The sequence below is a fragment of the Streptomyces sp. NPDC001450 genome (genome assembly GCF_053597295.1).
In genome coordinates, this window is record NZ_JBSFHY010000039.1 from 19,251 (window position 1) to 36,614 (window position 17,364).

At 67.7% G+C, this 17,364-nt stretch carries 7 protein-coding genes; 2 read left to right on the top strand and 5 right to left on the bottom strand.

Features of this window, described 5'->3' with window-relative positions:
• Positions 1-16 precede the first annotated feature (16 nt).
• Together ACWC5O_RS34055 and ACWC5O_RS34060 are read right to left on the bottom strand one after the other, a co-directional pair.
• Entirely contained in the window at positions 17-349 is a 333-nt protein-coding gene (locus tag ACWC5O_RS34055; protein WP_450582852.1) for a hypothetical protein, read from the bottom strand.
• A 13-nt stretch (positions 350-362) separates the two neighbouring features.
• Entirely contained in the window at positions 363-7,298 is a 6,936-nt protein-coding gene (locus ACWC5O_RS34060; RefSeq protein ID WP_450582851.1) for a polymorphic toxin-type HINT domain-containing protein, read from the bottom strand.
• A 718-nt stretch (positions 7,299-8,016) separates the two neighbouring features.
• Here ACWC5O_RS34060 and ACWC5O_RS34065 point away from each other — a divergent pair.
• Positions 8,017-13,929 (top strand): LamG-like jellyroll fold domain-containing protein, encoded by a 5,913-nt coding sequence (locus ACWC5O_RS34065; RefSeq protein ID WP_450582849.1) that lies wholly within the window; start codon positions 8,017-8,019, stop codon positions 13,927-13,929.
• On the opposite strand, the gene ACWC5O_RS34070 is transcribed toward ACWC5O_RS34065, so the two are convergent.
• The 3 genes from ACWC5O_RS34070 to ACWC5O_RS34080 all read right to left on the bottom strand — a co-directional run bounded on the left by ACWC5O_RS34070 (position 13,913) and on the right by ACWC5O_RS34080 (position 16,272).
• Positions 13,913-14,128: a transposase gene (locus ACWC5O_RS34070; protein WP_450582847.1), complete on the bottom strand. Its 216-nt coding sequence runs from the start codon at positions 14,126-14,128 to the stop codon at positions 13,913-13,915. The two genes, ACWC5O_RS34065 and ACWC5O_RS34070, sit on opposite strands and share 17 nt — an antisense overlap.
• A gap of 91 nt (positions 14,129-14,219) precedes the next feature.
• Positions 14,220-15,809 (bottom strand): phytoene desaturase family protein, encoded by a 1,590-nt coding sequence (locus tag ACWC5O_RS34075; RefSeq protein ID WP_450582846.1) that lies wholly within the window; start codon positions 15,807-15,809, stop codon positions 14,220-14,222.
• Positions 15,802-16,272, bottom strand: a complete 471-nt coding sequence (locus ACWC5O_RS34080; RefSeq protein ID WP_450582844.1) for an SRPBCC family protein — start codon at positions 16,270-16,272, stop codon at positions 15,802-15,804. Before ACWC5O_RS34080 ends, ACWC5O_RS34075 begins: the two co-directional genes overlap by 8 nt.
• Before the next feature lie 682 nt (positions 16,273-16,954).
• Here ACWC5O_RS34080 and ACWC5O_RS34085 point away from each other — a divergent pair.
• On the top strand, positions 16,955-17,131 hold the full coding sequence (locus tag ACWC5O_RS34085; RefSeq protein WP_450582842.1) for a CsbD family protein: 177 nt from the start codon (positions 16,955-16,957) through the stop codon (positions 17,129-17,131).
• Positions 17,132-17,364: the final 233 nt, after the last annotated feature.

Below are 17,364 nucleotides of genomic sequence, written 5' to 3' on the forward strand. Positions count from 1 at the left end.
CACCTGAGCATTTTCCTCAGTCGATCAACTGGACATCAGGGGACACATCCAAGCGATTAAAAACCATCCACACCGCTCGAATCCGCTCCCGAAGGCAAGATTCGTCTCCAGGAAGAGAGACTTTGACGTCAACGTCCCCCTCTTCGTCCAAGCGCGAAACCTCGACGCGAATCGAGACTCGCCCGACCAGAGGGTAATCGAACCAGCCCTCATCTTGATCTGATGATTCCAGGCCGACTTGAAAAGCACCCCAATCCGAGTCACCGAAGCGGTATTCGATCACTTCTGAGATCATAAGCAGGAACCCTTTCAGGTTGTCCCGCCTCAGCCATCCTTCGAGCTGTTCCACCTGGTTCACCTGTCTATCCCCCGCTCGGCGGGCCGACCGGCCAAGCATGAATCATTCTTCCCTCTCGGGTAACCCTGATCCAGTTGGTCAGCTCACCACTCCTGCCGACGACGCCAACGGGGCCGTTCTCGATGTAGACGCGAGCCTTGTTTCCCTGCCACAGGCCATGAGCGTCCGCATATGCAGCAGCGTCAAGCGTAACCTTCTCCGCTTCAACATTGAACAGGAACTGACTCTTACCCGTATCTGTCTTCCCGTTCATATGCGGTTCCATAGCTTTCTGTCGGACCGTATAGAGGTCGTTGGTCCAATTCCCCTTCGGGTTTATGTACGGGCGCGGCAGATTGCAGTTATGAACGAGCACCGGAGTCTCGCCCGCCAGCACATAGTACGTGTGGAGTTGCTGGACGGTGAGGTTGTACATGTCCGCGGCGCCAGGGCGGGCGATGACGGCGTCGATGCGAACGTGGTGGTTGGTCGCGGTGTTGAGGACGTGACCGGACTTGAGTTTGCCTGCGGGCATCCAGGTGTGGACGGTGTCATCCCAGAAGGGGTGACGCGAGGTGGTGTGCAGGGTCACGTCGTGACCGTCGGTGCCGCGGATGGTGATATCGACGAGGTCGTTGTCGTGGTGGACCAGGCGAGCGGTGACCTTGCGGGGCCCGCGGTGCTTACCGCTTTTCGGGTCGCCGCTCTCCACGCGGTCACCCGGTTTGATCTTGGCGATGGGTTTGGTCTTCCGGTCCGCCATCAAGACCGGCGTCTGGGGGTCGAAGCTGCAGAAGGAAACGCCCTCCAGCATGGCTTCTTCTTCGAGAGCTGCCGCGGCGGAGATGCCGACCGCCAGATCGCCGAGGGATTCGCACAGGCTCACAAGCGTGCAGGGGTTGCTCGGTATGTCCTTGATGTCGGCCCAGTAGTTGTAGAACTTCTGGAATCCCTGGCAGGAAGAGGTCCAGAGCAGCTCTTCACTGGTGCACCGCTCCCGGTAGTACAGCTCGACGTTCCGCGCCGGCGAGAGGTCCGCTCGGTAGGTTCCGTAGCCGATCATCTGTGTGATCGTGGGCGGGTGGTCGCCGAAGTCCTTCATGTGCTTCAGCGGCGGCAGTGTCCTGCTCTGCGGTGGCTCGTAGTGGGGCGACGCAGGATCGTTGTACGGCTTGTAGGGCGCGTCGGTTCCGTTGTCTCCGGAGCAGTAGTGCGGGTAGCACGATTCGAGGCCGCTGGGGTCGGCGGAGGTGACGGGATTGTCAGCGGCGTAGGTGTAGCCGCCGAGTTGCTGGGGGCTGGTGGCTTCCAGAACGGGGTCGACGCTGATGAAGCGGCCCAGGCTCGGGTCGTATTTGCGGGCGCCGACGTCGGTGTAGCCGGTGGAGCTGTCCTGGGGTGCGCCGAGGTAGGCGTGGGTGGGGTCGGGCCAGGTGGTGCTGTTGGCGCTGGCGCGTGGCTGTCCGTAGGGGGTGTACTGCTGACGGGCGACCTGCTGAGTGGTGGTGTCCATCGACAGGGTCGCGGTGCCGTGCGGGTCGTTGAACAGGTACTTCAGTCCGCCGCCGGAGAGGCTGGAGCGGACTGCTACGGGGGTTCCGGCGCCACCGTGGGTGTAGGTGCGGACGGCGCCGAGTAGGGCGTTGGGGGTGACGGCGGTGTTGACGACGATTTCGGTGTCGCCGGCGAAGAGGGTGGTCTTGCCGGGGTCGCGTCGGATGAGCTGGTTGCCGTCGGCGTCGTACAGGTATTTGGTGGTTGTGGGGATGGTGCCGCCCGCGTCCACCTGGGTCAGGTGGCTTTCGTCGTCCCACGTCAGGGTTTGGCTGGGGCCGGTGGTGGGGGTGCGGGTGTGCAGGTTGCCGTCTTCGTCGTAGACGAAGCTGGTGGGGTTGGTTCCTCCGGTGGTGGCGGTGAGGGTGTGAGGCTGGGCGCCGGTGGGGGTGCAGTTGGTGGTGCAGCCGTCGGTGTAGGTGGTGGTGGCGGTGGTGCCGGAGCCGCCGATGGCGTGGTCGACGCTCTGGTGGCGGTTGCCGATGGCGTCGTAGCTGAAGGACTGCCAGTAGGAGCCGGGGGTGGTGGTGAGGGTGCTGCCGGTGGGCGGGTTGGCGGCGCAGTTGTCTTTGGCGGTCCAGGCGTCGGTGAGCCGGTCGAGGGTGTCGTAGCTGTAGCACTGCTGGTCGGTGACGGTGTTGCCGGTCTCCGACTGCTGGTCGGTGGTGGAGGTGGGGTTGCCGGAGGCGTCGTAGGTGTACTTGGTGTCGTCGACCGTGGGGCCGGGGGCCTGGGTCCGCTCCACGAGGCGGTCGGTGGGGCGGCGGGTCTGGTCGTCGTAGCTGTAGGTAGCCCAGGCCGGGTTGGTGGAGGCGCCGAACGTCAGCCTCGACGGTTCACCGTAGTTGGTGTAGACGGTTGCCCCGACATAGATGTTGGCACTGCTGCTGGTGGTGGTCGGGTTGCCCAGCGAGTCGTGCCCGTAGGTGATGACCTCGTTGTTCAGCCCCTGGGTGCGCGGGTCGCTCTGGGTGGCGAGCAGCTGGTCCTTGACCGTGTAGGTGTAGGTCGTCGTGTATGTCGAGGGCAGTGGCGCCTCGGATGCCGGCAGGGTGATCTTTGTTCCTGTCGGCTTGCCGAGGGTGGTATAGCCGGTGGCGGCGACCGTGTAGCCGCCGGTGGTGCCCTGTACGTAGCGGGTGGAGGAGGTCGGCAGGCCGATGCGCAGGGTGTCGTAGGTCCAGGAGGCGAACTGGAAGTTGGACTTGGCCTTGTCGGTGGCAGTGAGCTTGCGTCCCAGGAGGTCGTAGGTGTAGTCGAGTTCGACCTTCTTGGCGTCGGTGGTGGAGACCTGGTTGCCGGCGTCGTCGTAGCCGTAGCTGCTTGCGCCCGCGTCCGGGTCGGTCTGGGACTTCTCGCGGCCGAGCAGGTCGTAGTCGGACGTCCACACCGTCTTGTCGGGACCCGTGACCTGGTGCTGCTGGCCCGCGGCCGTGTAGCCGTAGGTGGTGGCCGAGGTGGTGCCGCCGGTGGCGGTGAAGCCGTTGGCCGCAGTGCCGGACACGGTGGGCGGGGCGGTGTACTGGTCCAGTTCGGTGGTCTGGCCACGTGCGTCGACGACCTTGGCGGACGCCACCCCGCCCTTGGGAGGCAGGACGGTGGTCCGGTCTCCGGAGTAGGCGGTGGTCGTGGTCCAGGTCTTGACCCCGTCGTGTTCCTCGGTGACCAGGTCGGCCCGTCCCTGCCCGTCGTAGTCGGTGACGGTGGTGTCGGGGATGGAGACCTGGGAGACCGATATCAGGCTGTTGCCGGGGCTGCCGCCCACGGCGTAGGCGTTGTTGGTGGCCACCGTCCAGCCGTGCGAGTCGTACTGGGTGTCCGAGACCGCGGTGCTTGAGTTCTCCGCCGTCGCCTGTACCTGCAGTGGCCGCAGCATCGCGTCGAACAGTGTCTCGCTGGTCCGGTAACTGCCGTTGTCGAGAAGCGTGTTGGACGCGACGATCGACGGGGCCGACTGGGACATGCTGTAGGTGTAGGTCATGTTCGCCGGCGCGCCGTTGGCCTTGATCTCATTGGGCAGCCACACCCCGGTCATGCGGCCGAGCGCGTCGTACGTGAGCGAGGTGAGCAGGCCGGCCGCGTCCGTCTTGGCGGTGGGCAGGGTGCGGGCCGGGTCTACGGTGCTGCTGGTGAGCTGGCAGTCCTTGGATGACGTGGTGGCCGTGGAGCAGTCCACGCCGGGCGTGACCTGGGTGATGGTCGTGCTGCTGGTGGGGAGTTCGCCGCTGGACGGGGTGTAGTGGGTGAAGACCGTTTGGGCGAGGCTCTTGCCGTCCGGGGAGGTGGATTTGGGGGTGCGGGTCGCCTTGGTGGCGCGGCCGTAGGAGTCGTAGCTGGTGGCGGCCTGGTCCACGAACGCGGTCGCGGTGGCGCCGTTGGCGGCTGATGCCTGCTGGACCAGGGTGACGTCGCCGGTCTTGGGCAGAGCCGGGTTCTGCTGGCCGTCACCGTCGTAGGCGAAGGCGTTGGTGTCGTAGGAGCTGCGGGTGTCGGCGATCAGTGTCCCGCTGGGAGTGGCTCCGGCACTGGAACAGTCCTGTGCGGTTGTGATGACCTCGGCGGGGACGACCAGGGTGTTTCCGCTGCCGGTGAGGTAGTGGGTGTAGGTGCACTTGGCGACGTTGTGGCTGTCGGCGGTTTCGCCTCGGTCGTCGACCTGCACCGGCATGCCGGTCGTCGACTTGCCCAGGGTCGTGTTGTAGAAGGTGTCGGTCTCGGTCTTGCGCCAGCCGTAGGACACACCCTGTCGGGTCAGTGTCTTGGCGGGGCGGACCATCTGTGCCGTCAGGTCGGGCAGACCGCTGCGGTTGCGGCTGGCCGTGGGGCCGATGACCGTGGGCACGTTGACGACGGCCTTGTCCAGGCTGCCCGTGGCACTGGTGTAGGTGTCGGTCTCGAACGTCTGACCGGCCAGGGTGTCGTCGTCCGCGACCGAGGTGGCGCCGTCCTGGCTGGTCAGGTCGGGTACGGAACGGGTCTTGCCGCCGGGCAGGGTGTCGCCGTTCATGCCCAGGAAGTAATAGGTCTTCGTCAGAGTCTTCTGGTCGTGGACCTTGGCGCCATTGGTGTAGTGGAAGACGTTCGGGTCGCCGGTGGTGACGTCCACCTCCGGGTAGCCGCGGAACTGACCCCAGGTACGGTTCTTGGCTTTGACGAGCTCGTTGTCATCGTGGTGCCAGCCCGGCTTGCCCTTGTAGGTGTAGTCCGTCTCCAACTCGGGCTGGGTGCCGTCCTGGTAGGAGTTGTGCGGATCGATCGTGACGACCGAGGAGACCTTGTACTTGTAGAACCAGTCCATCCACGGCGCAGGCTGGCCGTCGGGTGTCCAGTACACCGGGAAGCAGGACAGGGTGTTGGTGGAGGCGAAGGTCTTGGCGGCCGCGTCGGTGGGATCGTTCGGATCGCTCGCCGGTGCGCTGGAGCAGTCCGGCCGGTCGTAGGTGACCGTCGTCTCGGCGCCCGTCTCGCTGGTGACCGTCTGGATCCGGTCGTGGTACATCAGCGGCATCTGCGGAATGGTGCCGACCCGGTTGGGCAGTTGCAGCGGCGGGTCGAAGCTCACGGCCGGTGTGGAGGTACTGCCCGTGGCTCCGCCCTGGGTGTCCAGGCCGGTGCGCTGAATGGAGTCCAGCCACAAGGTGGGGGCGTGGTCGCCGCCGTCGGGGAAGGACTGGGTGAAGCTGTACTTGTCGACCTGCTTGGTCGCACCGCCCACCTGGATCTGGGTGGTGATCGACGTCAGGCGCTTGCGTGTCCAGAAGCTCGGGCCGTGGTTGGTGCAGCTCGACGAGCCCGAGGTGCAGTTCAGGTCCACCGGAACGTCGGGCCAGTACGCGGCGTTGGCGGGGGTGAACTGGCTGTCCGCACATGTGTTGCCCGACGGAGTGCCCGGGATGCAGCGCTCGTCGGTGTCGAAGAGGATCTGCTCCGGCGCGGTGCCCGAGTAGATCGTCGAGGCGGTCATGCCGTAGTCGATGCGGGACAGGGTGCCGCCGCGGGTGTAGGACACCGCGGTGTTCTTCATGTCTGCGCCGTAGTAGCCCGTTTCCGGCGAGTAGTACCAGGCGGTGGCGTTGCCATGGGTGTCGACTGCGTAGTCCAGGTTGAACCGGTAGCCCAGCGTGCAGGAGGTGGAGGCGAAGTCCGTGCTGTCCGGGCAGTCGGACACGCCACTGTGGGCGTGGTAGACCGGTTCGGTCCACACGGACTTCGTCTCGTCCTTGCCGCTGGACCAGCCCGGCAGCCGGTTGCGGCCGAAGAAGTACTGCACACCGTCACTGGTGACCTTGAAGTACTCCCCGTTCGCCGTTCCGTTCGTGGCGTCGGTAAGGTCCTCGATCTTGGTGGTGGCGTTGTCGTCAGAAGGGCGGAAGGTCTTGGTGGCATCGTCGTAGACGATGTCGGTGGACTTGCCGTTCAGCGACAGGGTGAGGATCTGACCCGCCCAGCATTGGTCGCCATCATTGTCCGGTGCGCCGGACGACGAGTCGTCCCGGCAGGACTTGTACGTGCGCTCGACGTAGTTCTCCGTCGAGTTCCAGCCGTCGCCCAGCCACGAGGACTGGTTGTTGGTCCCCTCGGTGCGCGCGTCCTGGGTGGAGGAGCTGTAGGAGAGATCGACGTTCGGTACCGCTCCACCGATCGCCGGTGGCACCGAGATCGGATAGCTGTAGGTGAACGCGCCCGTGTTGCCGGCCATCGACCAGGAGCCGCCCGGCGACAGACTGGTCGCCGAGTAGTCACCGGACGGACCCGACGTACCCGAGGTTGCCGCCATGACAGTCGCCACCCCGGGCGACGCCGTCGCCGAGTGAGCAGAGCCGACGGCACGCGACACCGCCGCGCTCGGGCCCGGAATGGTGACCTGCGCGGACAGCGGCGTGCTGGGGGCGGTGCGCACTGCGGTCTGAGCCTGGCACTTGGCCAGCTTCGGTGTGGTCAGCGCGCAGGCCGGCAGCCGGACCAGGTGCAGTCGCGAGGCGAAGTCACCGCCGAAGGCGTAGCGGAAGGAGGAGTCGTCGACCCGCAGGGCGACCTTTCCGCCACCCGGACTGGTGCGCTGGAGGGTGAAGAGCACACCGTGAATACCGGCCGCCCGCGCGGCCTTCTGGTCCAGCACAGTCACCCGCACCCGCTGAGATCCTGTGACAGCGGTCGCCGGGGGCTGTGCACCCGCGGCGGCGCCGAGCAGGACGGGCGTGTTACCGGCCCGCACCTGAGTCACCTTGGCGGTCAGCCGCGTGGAGGCTGCCACGACGGGCAGGGTGACCGTCGCGCTGCCCGGCGCGGGGAGCTTCGTGTGCGCGGTGGGATCGAAGTGCTTGAACGCCTTGCGCGCGGGAACGTGCTTGGGCGTCTTGCGGGTGAAGGGAATCCGCTTGTCGTGCGGAACGGCTGGAGCAGACACGTGCCGAGTCTCCGAAGCGACAGCAGGGGCGAGGCCGGCGGGCAGCAAGCCCGCCACCAAGGCGCCTGTCGCTACGAATGCCATGCGATGAGCCCGCCGGGCGGCCCAGGCCGCCCGAACGCGTCTCCACCCCGATGTCCGCTCCATGCGGTGCGTTCCCCTCCTCGATCCCAGCACCCACAAGCAGCCCGCCGGTCGAGCGGGTGCATGTCAAAGGGGTGGCAAGTCGATCAGGCCCCCCGCGAAGCTTCACGCTAGGGCCTGACTTCGACGCAATACGCAAAGCTTCTCCACGGGAGGAGCAAAAGAATCACTTGAGCCGACACGCAAGTCGATGTCTATCCGTCAAAAAGTGACTGTGCCGAGGCACTTGACGAACAGTTAGCAATGGACCTCGACCTTGGCGGCCCTGAGAATTGCACACCGCTCGGGGCCCACGGGGGGAACCGCATGAGTTCGAAGGACACCAACTTCGATGTCCGCCTCTCGCACACCCAGACGCGGTTCCAGACGCCCCACGGCGAGGCCGCTCGCCACCGTCCTCGCCGCGACCCTGGCAGCCGGGTCGCTGGCCGCCATGGCACCAGCACATGCGACACCCACCGCTCCAGCTTCCTCACGCCCTCACACCGCACGCGGCAGCGGTCCTCGGTCCGCTGAAACGCGTCTCAACCCCACAGAGGCGGCGTCCGCCCGGGCGAAGGCGACCGGCAAGCCGGTGACCATCGACCAACTCACCGACACGGGAACGGTGGTGGTGGCCAACCCGGACGGCACGTTCACCCGCACCGACTCCTCGATGCCGCAGCGCACACTGCAGCGTGGGAAGTGGGTGCCGATCGACACCGCACTGGTGCGGCGGGCGGACGGGACCTGGGCGCCCAAGGCCGCCGTCACGGACGTGGCCTTCTCCGGCGGCGGCTCCGGTGCGCTGGTCACGCTGCGCAGCGGCAGCGACAAGCTGGGGTTCTCCTGGCCGAGTGCACTGCCCAAGCCTGTGATCTCCGGTGACACTGCTACCTACCCCGAGGTGCTGCCCCAGGTGGACCTCCAGTTGACCGCGGACGCCTCTGGCTACTCCTCGATCCTCGTGGTCAAGTCCCCCAAGGCCGCTGCCGATCCACGCCTGCGAAACCTCGCGCTCAGGACGACGGCGAGCAATCTCAAGCTCGTTCCCACGCGTGACGGTGGCGCGCAGGCCACGGACGAGCACACCGGCGAGACGGTGTTCCACAGTGACACCGCGCTGATGTGGGACAGCGCCGGCCGGAAGGGCACGAGCCTCGCCCACACCGCGACCGTCTCCTCCGCCCGGGCAGAGCACAAGGCGGCGGCGAAGGTCGGCAGGCACCGCGCCCAGGTCCGGGTGAGCCTCAAGCCGGGGAAGCAACTGCTGGGCCTGGACCAGAAGTTGCTTTCCGCCGAGAGCACCGCCTACCCGGTCTACGTGGATCCGGAGTGGAGCGGCCGGCCCTCCCAGCTGGACTGGGCGCGGATCTCCGACAACGGATGGAACGTCTACAACTCGACGTCCACCTCGGGATCCACCAATGCCCGCGAGGGGTGGGACAACAACTCCCCCGGCAACGGTGAACGGGCCCGCACCTACTACCAGATGAACACCAGCGGCATCAAAGGTGCCGTGGTCAGTCACGCCTCGCTGTACGTGAAGCAGCTCTCCGCCGCCTCCTGCTCCGACACCCCGGCGGCCGTCTACGGCACCGACCGCCCCGCCGGCTGGGGTTCCTCCTCGCTGTACTGGGGCCATGAGCCCGGGGGACGCACCGGCTCACTGGGCACCAACCCCAAGAGCCACGAGGCCGGCACCTGCCCAGTGACCGACGGTGCCCACTCCTGGGTCAGCCCGCCGTCGCTCGAGTTCGACGTGACCTCCCGCACGCAGAGCGCGGCGGCCGGCGGCTGGAAGAGCATGACGCTGATGGTCCAGTCGCCCGACATGAACGACGCCCAGCAGTGGAAGCAGCTCGCCTACGGCGGCGGCGCAACCATGTCGGTCACCTACAGCTACCGGCCCAAGCTCAAGAACGGTACCGGCACTCCTGCCATCAAGCCGTCCACGGTGAGCATGGGCAAGACGATGACCACCACCCACACCCCGACGCTGTCCGCACGCGCGGTCGACCCCGACCTGGCCGGCGGCAGCGAGCTGGTGCGCATCGAATACAACGTCTACAACTCCTCGGGCACCCTGGTGCATCAGGGCTTCGGACCGAGCACCGACTCGAAGAAGCGCGCCCGGTACAACACCAACGGCAGTGACTGGACGACCCCGAGCCTGCCGAACGGCACGTACACCTGGAAGGCCACCGCGCAGAACGCGGCCGGTTACTGGGCCGGCACCGGCTCCGGCATCTGGACCAAGACCCAGACCTTCACGGTGGACACCAGCGCGCCGCCCGCGCCCACGGTGACCTCCAGTCAGTTCCCGGCCAAGCAGATCGGCGCCGCCTTCGGCGACAAGGGCACCTTCACTCTCAGCAACAACCACACCAACAACATCACCGGCTACCTGTTCGCGCTGGACGCCACGCTCGGCAACACGGTCTACAGCACCAGCGTCACCCACTGGACCACGAGCACGACGATCGTGCCGGGCCATGTGTACTACGCCACCTCGGACAACGGCCCCGGCACCGGCACCTCGGCCGTCAACGGCAGCGCCTCCCCCGCCTTCGCCCCCGGCAAGGCGGGACCACACACCCTGTACGCCAAGGCCGTGGACCAGGCCGGCTCGACGTCCATCTCACAGACGGCCTACGCCTTCTACGCCGGCACCAGCACACCGACGTACGCCTATGGCGACAAGATGATCAGCGGTTGGACGGCGACCAACGCGGACAATACGACCACCGCTGTGCCCAAGGCGACCACCACCACCAAGGGCGGTCAGCTGATCAGCCAGGCAGCCGGAAGCGGTTACGAGTTCGCCGACGGCTACCAGGCCATGCTCGCCAACAAGAGCAGCACGTCAAAGGTTGTCTCCGGTGACAACGCGACGCTCGGCTTCGACATCCCCAAGGACGGCCCCTGGAGCTTCGGGGTCAACCTGACCAAGGCCAAGGACTACGGCATCTACAAGCTGGTCCTGGACGCCGGCAAGCCCACCGAGTCCACGCTGCTCAGCAACTTCGACGCCTACAACTCCTACGTCACCACCCGGTTCGTGAACCTCGGCATGCCCAAGGACGCGAACGGCCAGCTGCTCACCCTCAAGCAGGGCGTGCACACCCTGACCCTCACCCTGACCGGCAAGAACACCGCTTCCACCGGCTACCAGGCCGGCATCGACGTCCTGCGCCTCGCGCCGGCACTTACCTGCGCGATCAACAGCACCGGCAGCTGCCTGAACAACACCGCCACCAGCACCTTCACCACCGCGACCAGCCCGGCCGACGCCGACGGCTCAGGCAACAGCATCAACTCCGCCGACCTCACCAGCACGGCGGGCTGGCAGAGCGGAAAGGCGGTGACCGTCAACGGCGCCGGCATCACGCTGCCGAAGTTCGGCACCGGCACCTACGACAACATGCTGGCCTCCGGCCAGACCGTCACCGTGCCGGGCAGCGGGGTCGTGAACACCGGTGACGCCGTGGTCTTCCTCGGCTTCGCCACCGGCGGCGCGGCGAAGGGCGCCACCGGCACCATCACCTACGCCAAGAACAACTGCCTGGACCCGGACGGCAACCCCGCGGACCAGTCGTACACGCTGGACACCGTGCCGGACTGGCTCAGCGGCCCCGCCTCCGCGGCCACGCTGACCCTCGTCCACCAGAACCACAGCAACAACACCCAGACCAGCCCCAGCCCCGGACCGAAGATCTACGCCATCAGCGTCCCGCTGCAATGCCCCGGCTCGGTCATCAGCAGCATCTCCCTGCCGCTGTTCACCAACGGCGTCCAGTCCGGCCAGCCCACCCTGCACATCCTCGGGCTGGGCGTTCGGCCGCTGACCGTCACCGGCAGCGGATCCAGCGCCCAGCACTGGGTCGGCACCTGGTCCTCCGCCCAGGACACCGCCAAGGTGCAGCAGTCCGGCGGCAGCAGCGCCACCGTGAACGGGCAGACCCTGCGCATACCGGCGCACGTCAGCATCGGCACCGATGACGGCAACGGCGTGCGCATCCACCTGTCCAACGCCATGGGCACCAGCCCTGTGACCTTCGACGCGGCCTCCGTCGCCCTGCAGGACACCATCGCGGGCGGCGCCACGACCACCGCGGCACCGACGGCGCTGACCTTCGGCGGCTCCGCATCCGTCGCCATCCCCGCCGGCGGCGACATCACCAGCGACCCGGTGTCCCTGGCTGTCACGCAGCAGGCCACCGTGCTGGTCAGCCTGCAGGTACACGGCTCAGTGTCCGCCATGCCCGGTCATGCTGCGGCTCAGACACCCGTGTGGGTGAGCGACGCGGCCAACCGCACCGGTGACACCACGGCCACCAAGTTCACGCAGACGACGTACACCGGTCTGCCGTACCTGGCCGGTATCGACGTCACCACGCCCACCTCCGCCCCCACCGGCTCGCTGGTCCTGTACGGCGACCAGAGCGTGAACGGGGACACCGCGAGCGGCGACGGCCAGCACCACCTCAGCGACGCCATCACCAGCGCCATGGTCGACGACCCCAACGGGGACGACTCGGTGGACTACGGCGTACTCAACGCCGGCACCAACAGCAACAGCCTGAGCAACAACCTGCTGCCGCAGATCACCAACAGCGACACCCCGACCAACGCGCTCAACCCGCTGGACCGCAACGTGCTGGCCCAGGGCAACGTGCGCACCGTTCTGGTCTCCACCGGCGCCACCGACCTGCTCAACTGCACCAGTGACGCCAACACCTGCGCGACGAAGGTCGAAAACGGGCTGGCCTCGCTCAACAGCCAGCTCAGCTCGTACTACACCGACGACGGGCAGACCTACGTCAACGGGCAGCCTGTCACGCAGAACTCCAACATCACCGTCTACCTGACCACGATCCCGCCGTTCACCGCCGCCCACCCGGGCACGGCGACGCAGGAGACCGCACGCGAGCAGGTGAACCAGTACCTGCTCGACACCTTCCCCACCCAGGTCATCGACTTCGCCTCAGCCGTCTCCACGGACGGCACGGCCACCTCGTCGACCGTGAAGGCGGCCGACCTGTCCAGCGGCAATCCCTCCAACGCGTACTACGCCGACCTCGCCGGCCGGTACCTGAACGACACCAACACGCAGGTCGTCAGCATCGCGCCGAACCTGATCGTCCCGCTGGCCACCGGCAGCGACACCCCCGACGACGAGTGGGAGCTGTCCGCCGACGGCACCGACCAGCGCGGGGACAACCCGTTCACCGCGGTCGGGGCGGCGACCTTCAACGCGGGCGGGCCGGACGCGCTCAACGCCCCTGCCGGTGCCACGTCCTTCGACGGCAGCACCGGGTTCCTGGAGAGCGACCACACCGCCGTCAACACCCTCGCCGACTACACCGTCTCCGCATGGGTGAAGCTCGACTCGTCGACCGGTCCCGCCACCGCGATCTGTGAGGGGACCAGTCAGCACCAGGCGTTCTACATCGGATACGACAGCAGCAACAAGGGCTGGATGTTCCAGACCACGACCACCAACGACGACAGCGCCGACTTCCCCACCGCGGAAGGAGACACCGGCACCGGGGCCCTGGGCACCTGGACCCACCTCCTGGTCACCTACACCGCTCCCGTGGACGGCGACTCCAACACCGGCACGATGTCGATCTACCAGAACGGCACCCTGATGGGGACCGCCACCAACCTCACCCCGCAGTACGACTCGTCCATGCCCCTGACCATCGGCGGCTGCGTCAACAGCCCCGACACGACCACGCCGTACAACGCGTTCCCCGGTTCCGTCTCGGACGTGCAGGTCTACCCGTACGCCATGTCGGCGAGCGAGGCCGACGCCGGCAGCGTGATCGTGCCGACCGGCTGGGACAAGGGCATGCCCGAGGATGAGTGGAAGCTCTCCGGGGACGGCACCGACATCGCCTCCCTCAACCCGGTGACCCCGTCCGGCACCTTCTCCTTCGGCACCGACGCGCCGAGCGGGCTGTCCGGCAGTGTCGCCTTCGACGGCAGCACCGGCTTCCTCAAGAGCAAGCAGAGCGCGGTGAACACCCTCGGCGACTACACCGTCTCCGCCTGGGTGAAGATCAACTCAGCCCTCGGCACCACCGCCGTCTGCCAGGGCACCACCCAGCACCAAGCCTTCTACCTCTCCTACGACAAACCCAGTGGCGCATGGATGTTCCAGACCACGACCACCAACGACAGCAACGCCGACTTCCCCACGGCGGAGGGAGACAACAACAGCGGTCCGGTCGGCACCTGGACCCACCTGGTCGCCACCTACCGGGCACCGGTCGCCGGGGACTCCAGCACCGGCACCATGACCCTCTATCAGAACGGCACCCTGATGGGCACGGCCACCAACCTCAGCCCCCAGTACGACTCCTCCCTCCCCCTGACCATCGGCGGCTGCGTCAACAGCGCCTCCGCCACGATCCCGTACCTGGCGTTCCCCGGCTCCGTGGCAGACGTCCACGTCTACCCGCGGACGCTGTCGGCGACCGAGGTCAGCACCCTGCACTGACCGCGCAATGCGCCTCGGGCCCCGTCACTCCCGCCCAGGAGCGGCGGGGCCCGCCCACGTTTCGGACGGGGCACTCCAGGCGCACCAGAGCCAGGAGTTCCCGGGCGACTTCGGTGACCGTCCGGCCTGTGGAGCGGACGAGCTCGATCGCGTCCCGTTTGAACTCAGCCGTATACCGCTTCGTGTACTTGCTTCCCACCTGGTGCTACGTCCTCTGGAACCTCACGTCCCAGTCTCCAGGTGTCCACGATCAAGGGAAAGCTTCAGTCGAGCACCTTGCGCCAGTCGGTTCAGATCCGTTGGGCGCGGTGGAGGAGGGTGTGCAGTCCGTGGGTCCGCAGGGCGGCTCGGGCCGCGTTCGCTCCGGGAGCGCCGTGGACTCCTCCGCCGGGGTGGGCGGCCGCTGAGGCGAGGTAGAGGCCCTTGAGGGGGGTCTCGGGTCGGCCTGTGCCGGGGACGGGGCGGAAGACGGCCTGTTGGTGCAGGGCGGCGGTGCCGTTGTTGATGGCGCCGTTGTGGAGGTTCTCGTTCATGGCCTGGAGGGTGGTGGGGGCCAGGATCCGGCGGGCGAGGATCCGGGTACGGAAGCCGGGCGCGAACCGCTCCACCTGGGCCTCGATGCGGTCCGCCATCGCTTCCTGTTCGCGGGCGTCCCAGCGGCCGGTGATGCAGTCGGGGCCGGCGTCGGAGGTGATGTGCTGTGGGACGTGGGTGTAGGCCCACGCCGATTCCGTGCCGACGGGTGAGCGGCTGGGATCCGCCGTGGTCATCTGTCCGAACAGGGCGAACGGCTCGTCGGGGACATGTCCCATGGCGATCTGCGAGGCGAACCGGGTCAGGCTGTCCATGCCGTCGGCCACGTGGACCGTGCCCGCGCGGGCGGCTTGCGGGGCCGTCCACGGCACCGGGCCGGTCAGCGACCAATCGACCTTGAAGGTCGCGAAATCCCACTGGAAGCGTTCCAGGTCCCGTAGGAGGCGGAACGGAAGGTGTTCCTCGCCCACAAGCTCCCGGTACAGCGCAGGCGCCGACGTGTCCGCGAGCACGGCGCGCCGCGCGCTGACGGTCTCGCCGCCGGCCGTCCTGACGCCCACCGCCCTACCACCCCGTACGACGACGGACACGGCGCGCTCCCCACAGCGCAGGACACCGCCACGGCGCCGAAGGCGGCTCACGAGCGCCGCGGTCAGGGCACCGGCCCCGCCGACGGGGACCGGGAAGCCGTGGCTCTGTCCGACCATCGACATCAGCCAGCCGAATCCGCCGCTGCCCACCGCCTCGGGAGCCAGGTCGGCATGCAGGGCGTTCCCGGCCAGCAGAAGCCGTCCGCCCTCGCCCCGGAACTCCTCGTCGCCCAGCCGGCGCACCGGCAGGGCCAGCTTCCGGGCCAGCCGCAGTCCGCCCGCGGCCCGGAGCTTCGCCGCCAGACGGAGCCCGGAGCGGACCGGCGGGAACGGCGTGAACATGGTCTGCACCAGGTCCCGCCCGATACGGCTCCACACTTCGTACATGTCCCGCCAGGTATCACCGTCACCCGACGCGAACTCCTCCAGCCCGGATGCGGTCTCCTGCACGCGACGCTCCAGCACGGCGCACCTCCCGTCCCTCAGCGGGTGGGCCAGCACGCGCGGGGCGTGGCTCCATCGCAGTCCCTCCGCCGCAAGATCGAGACGGGCGAGGACCGGCGACACGGCAGCCAGCGGGTAGAAGGCGCTGAAGAGATCGGATACGTAGTCGGGATGGACACCGCGGTCACTGCGCACGGCGCCGCCGGGCTCCTGCTGAGCCTCCAGGACTTCCACGTCCCACCCGGCGTCCGCCAGCAGGTTGGCAGCCACCAGCCCATTGGGCCCGGCACCGATCACCACCGCGTCAGGCATGGCGAGCCCCGGCGTGATCCTGTCCGACGGGATCCTGTTCCACGAGTCTGGCCAGGCGGGTCAGCATCCCCCGGTGCCGTAGCTGGAACACCGCTTCACTCGCGGCGCTGTGGAGGGTGCCTCCCAGACCGCGCAGGGGGTGCTCGTCACAGATGACGAGGGTTTCCTGCTCGCCCCACGGCCGGAGCTGGAGGAAGATCCTCGCAGTGCCCAGCGGCTTGAACGAAGCTTCCAGTTCCAGCTCGCTTCCGGATTCCTGGTGACGGACCGTCGTCACCCCGTCGGCCGACCAGGGACCCAGCCGCAGGGTGTAGCGGAGCCTGGATCCGACAGCGGGCCAGGTCTGGTCGAGCGGGATGGACCTGGTGGGCCCTACCACCCACTCTCCGTAACGAGTCGGGTCGGCCAGCACCGCCCATACCGCGTGCGGAGGACGCCGGATCAGCTGATGACGGACGGCCATGGAGGGAGCCTCTCAACGGATGGGGGTGGCACAGCCGCACTGTGCGGCACTCGGAACACCTGCCTGTGTACGTACCGGCGCTCGCACAGGGCTGGAACTCTCGGGCACGGCGGAAGCCTTCACCCGCCATGTGATGTCACGGCCATGGTGCGCGAACTCGAATGCCCTCGCATCTCACCCACGCCGCAGGAGAGTGTGACGGCGCCCGTGGGGAGCTGCGGGACAGTGAGTCATCCATCCCGGCTGCGGAGGACTGGCGACGGTGAGCCGCGAAGCACCGAAGCCGCGCAGCCGGGGACACCCCCGGTCCTGAGAAATGCCCTTGTGCGTTTCCCGGTCAGGGTCCATCGCCCCGTGCCGGCTTCGACCCGGTCGATGGCGCCGTGGGATCCCCACACGGCCCGGCAACGACGCACTCCCCTCGGCGTCCGTGGCTCCCGCCTTGCCCCACGGGCGCGCCGTCGACGCCGTCTACCTGGGTGATCACCTGGGAGGACATGCAAAGACCCTTCACCAGCGGATCGGGAAGCCGGAGCCGGTGCTCGGGGCACACCTCGCCACTGCCCACTGGTGCTCGCCGATCACGGTTGCGGCGGCCTGCGGGCGGCAGCAGGGTGAATGAGGACGTGTCGGTCCTGGTTGGGCCGCGTTCCCCGGTGCCACCGAGAGGACGGCGATTGCAATGCACAGAGAACACCCCAAGGTGAAGCAGGTCAGGGGCAAGATGAAGGAGACACTCGGCAAGGCCCTGGGGAACAATGCCATGCGGAGGTCCGGCCGCAGAGAGCAGGTGCGCGGCAAGGCGCTGGAGATGACCGCAAGGGCCGCCGACCAGGTCCGCAAGCGGATCGGGCATTGACCGCGAGCGCACGGCCGACCTCGCGTGCCTCCGGCTACCGTCGCCGTGATCCGTGTGGCCATTGCGGCCGACGCAGCTGATCGCGAAGCAGTTTCAAGGCCGCGACGACGGTCATCTGCCGGACAGCTTTTCCTACGTCTGTCCCATCGGAGTGAGGTGGGCGGCGCGGCCACCGCCACGCTTGGCCCGGCGGCCGTGAGGGCAGCGTGCGACTCGCGCGCGGGCATCTCCGC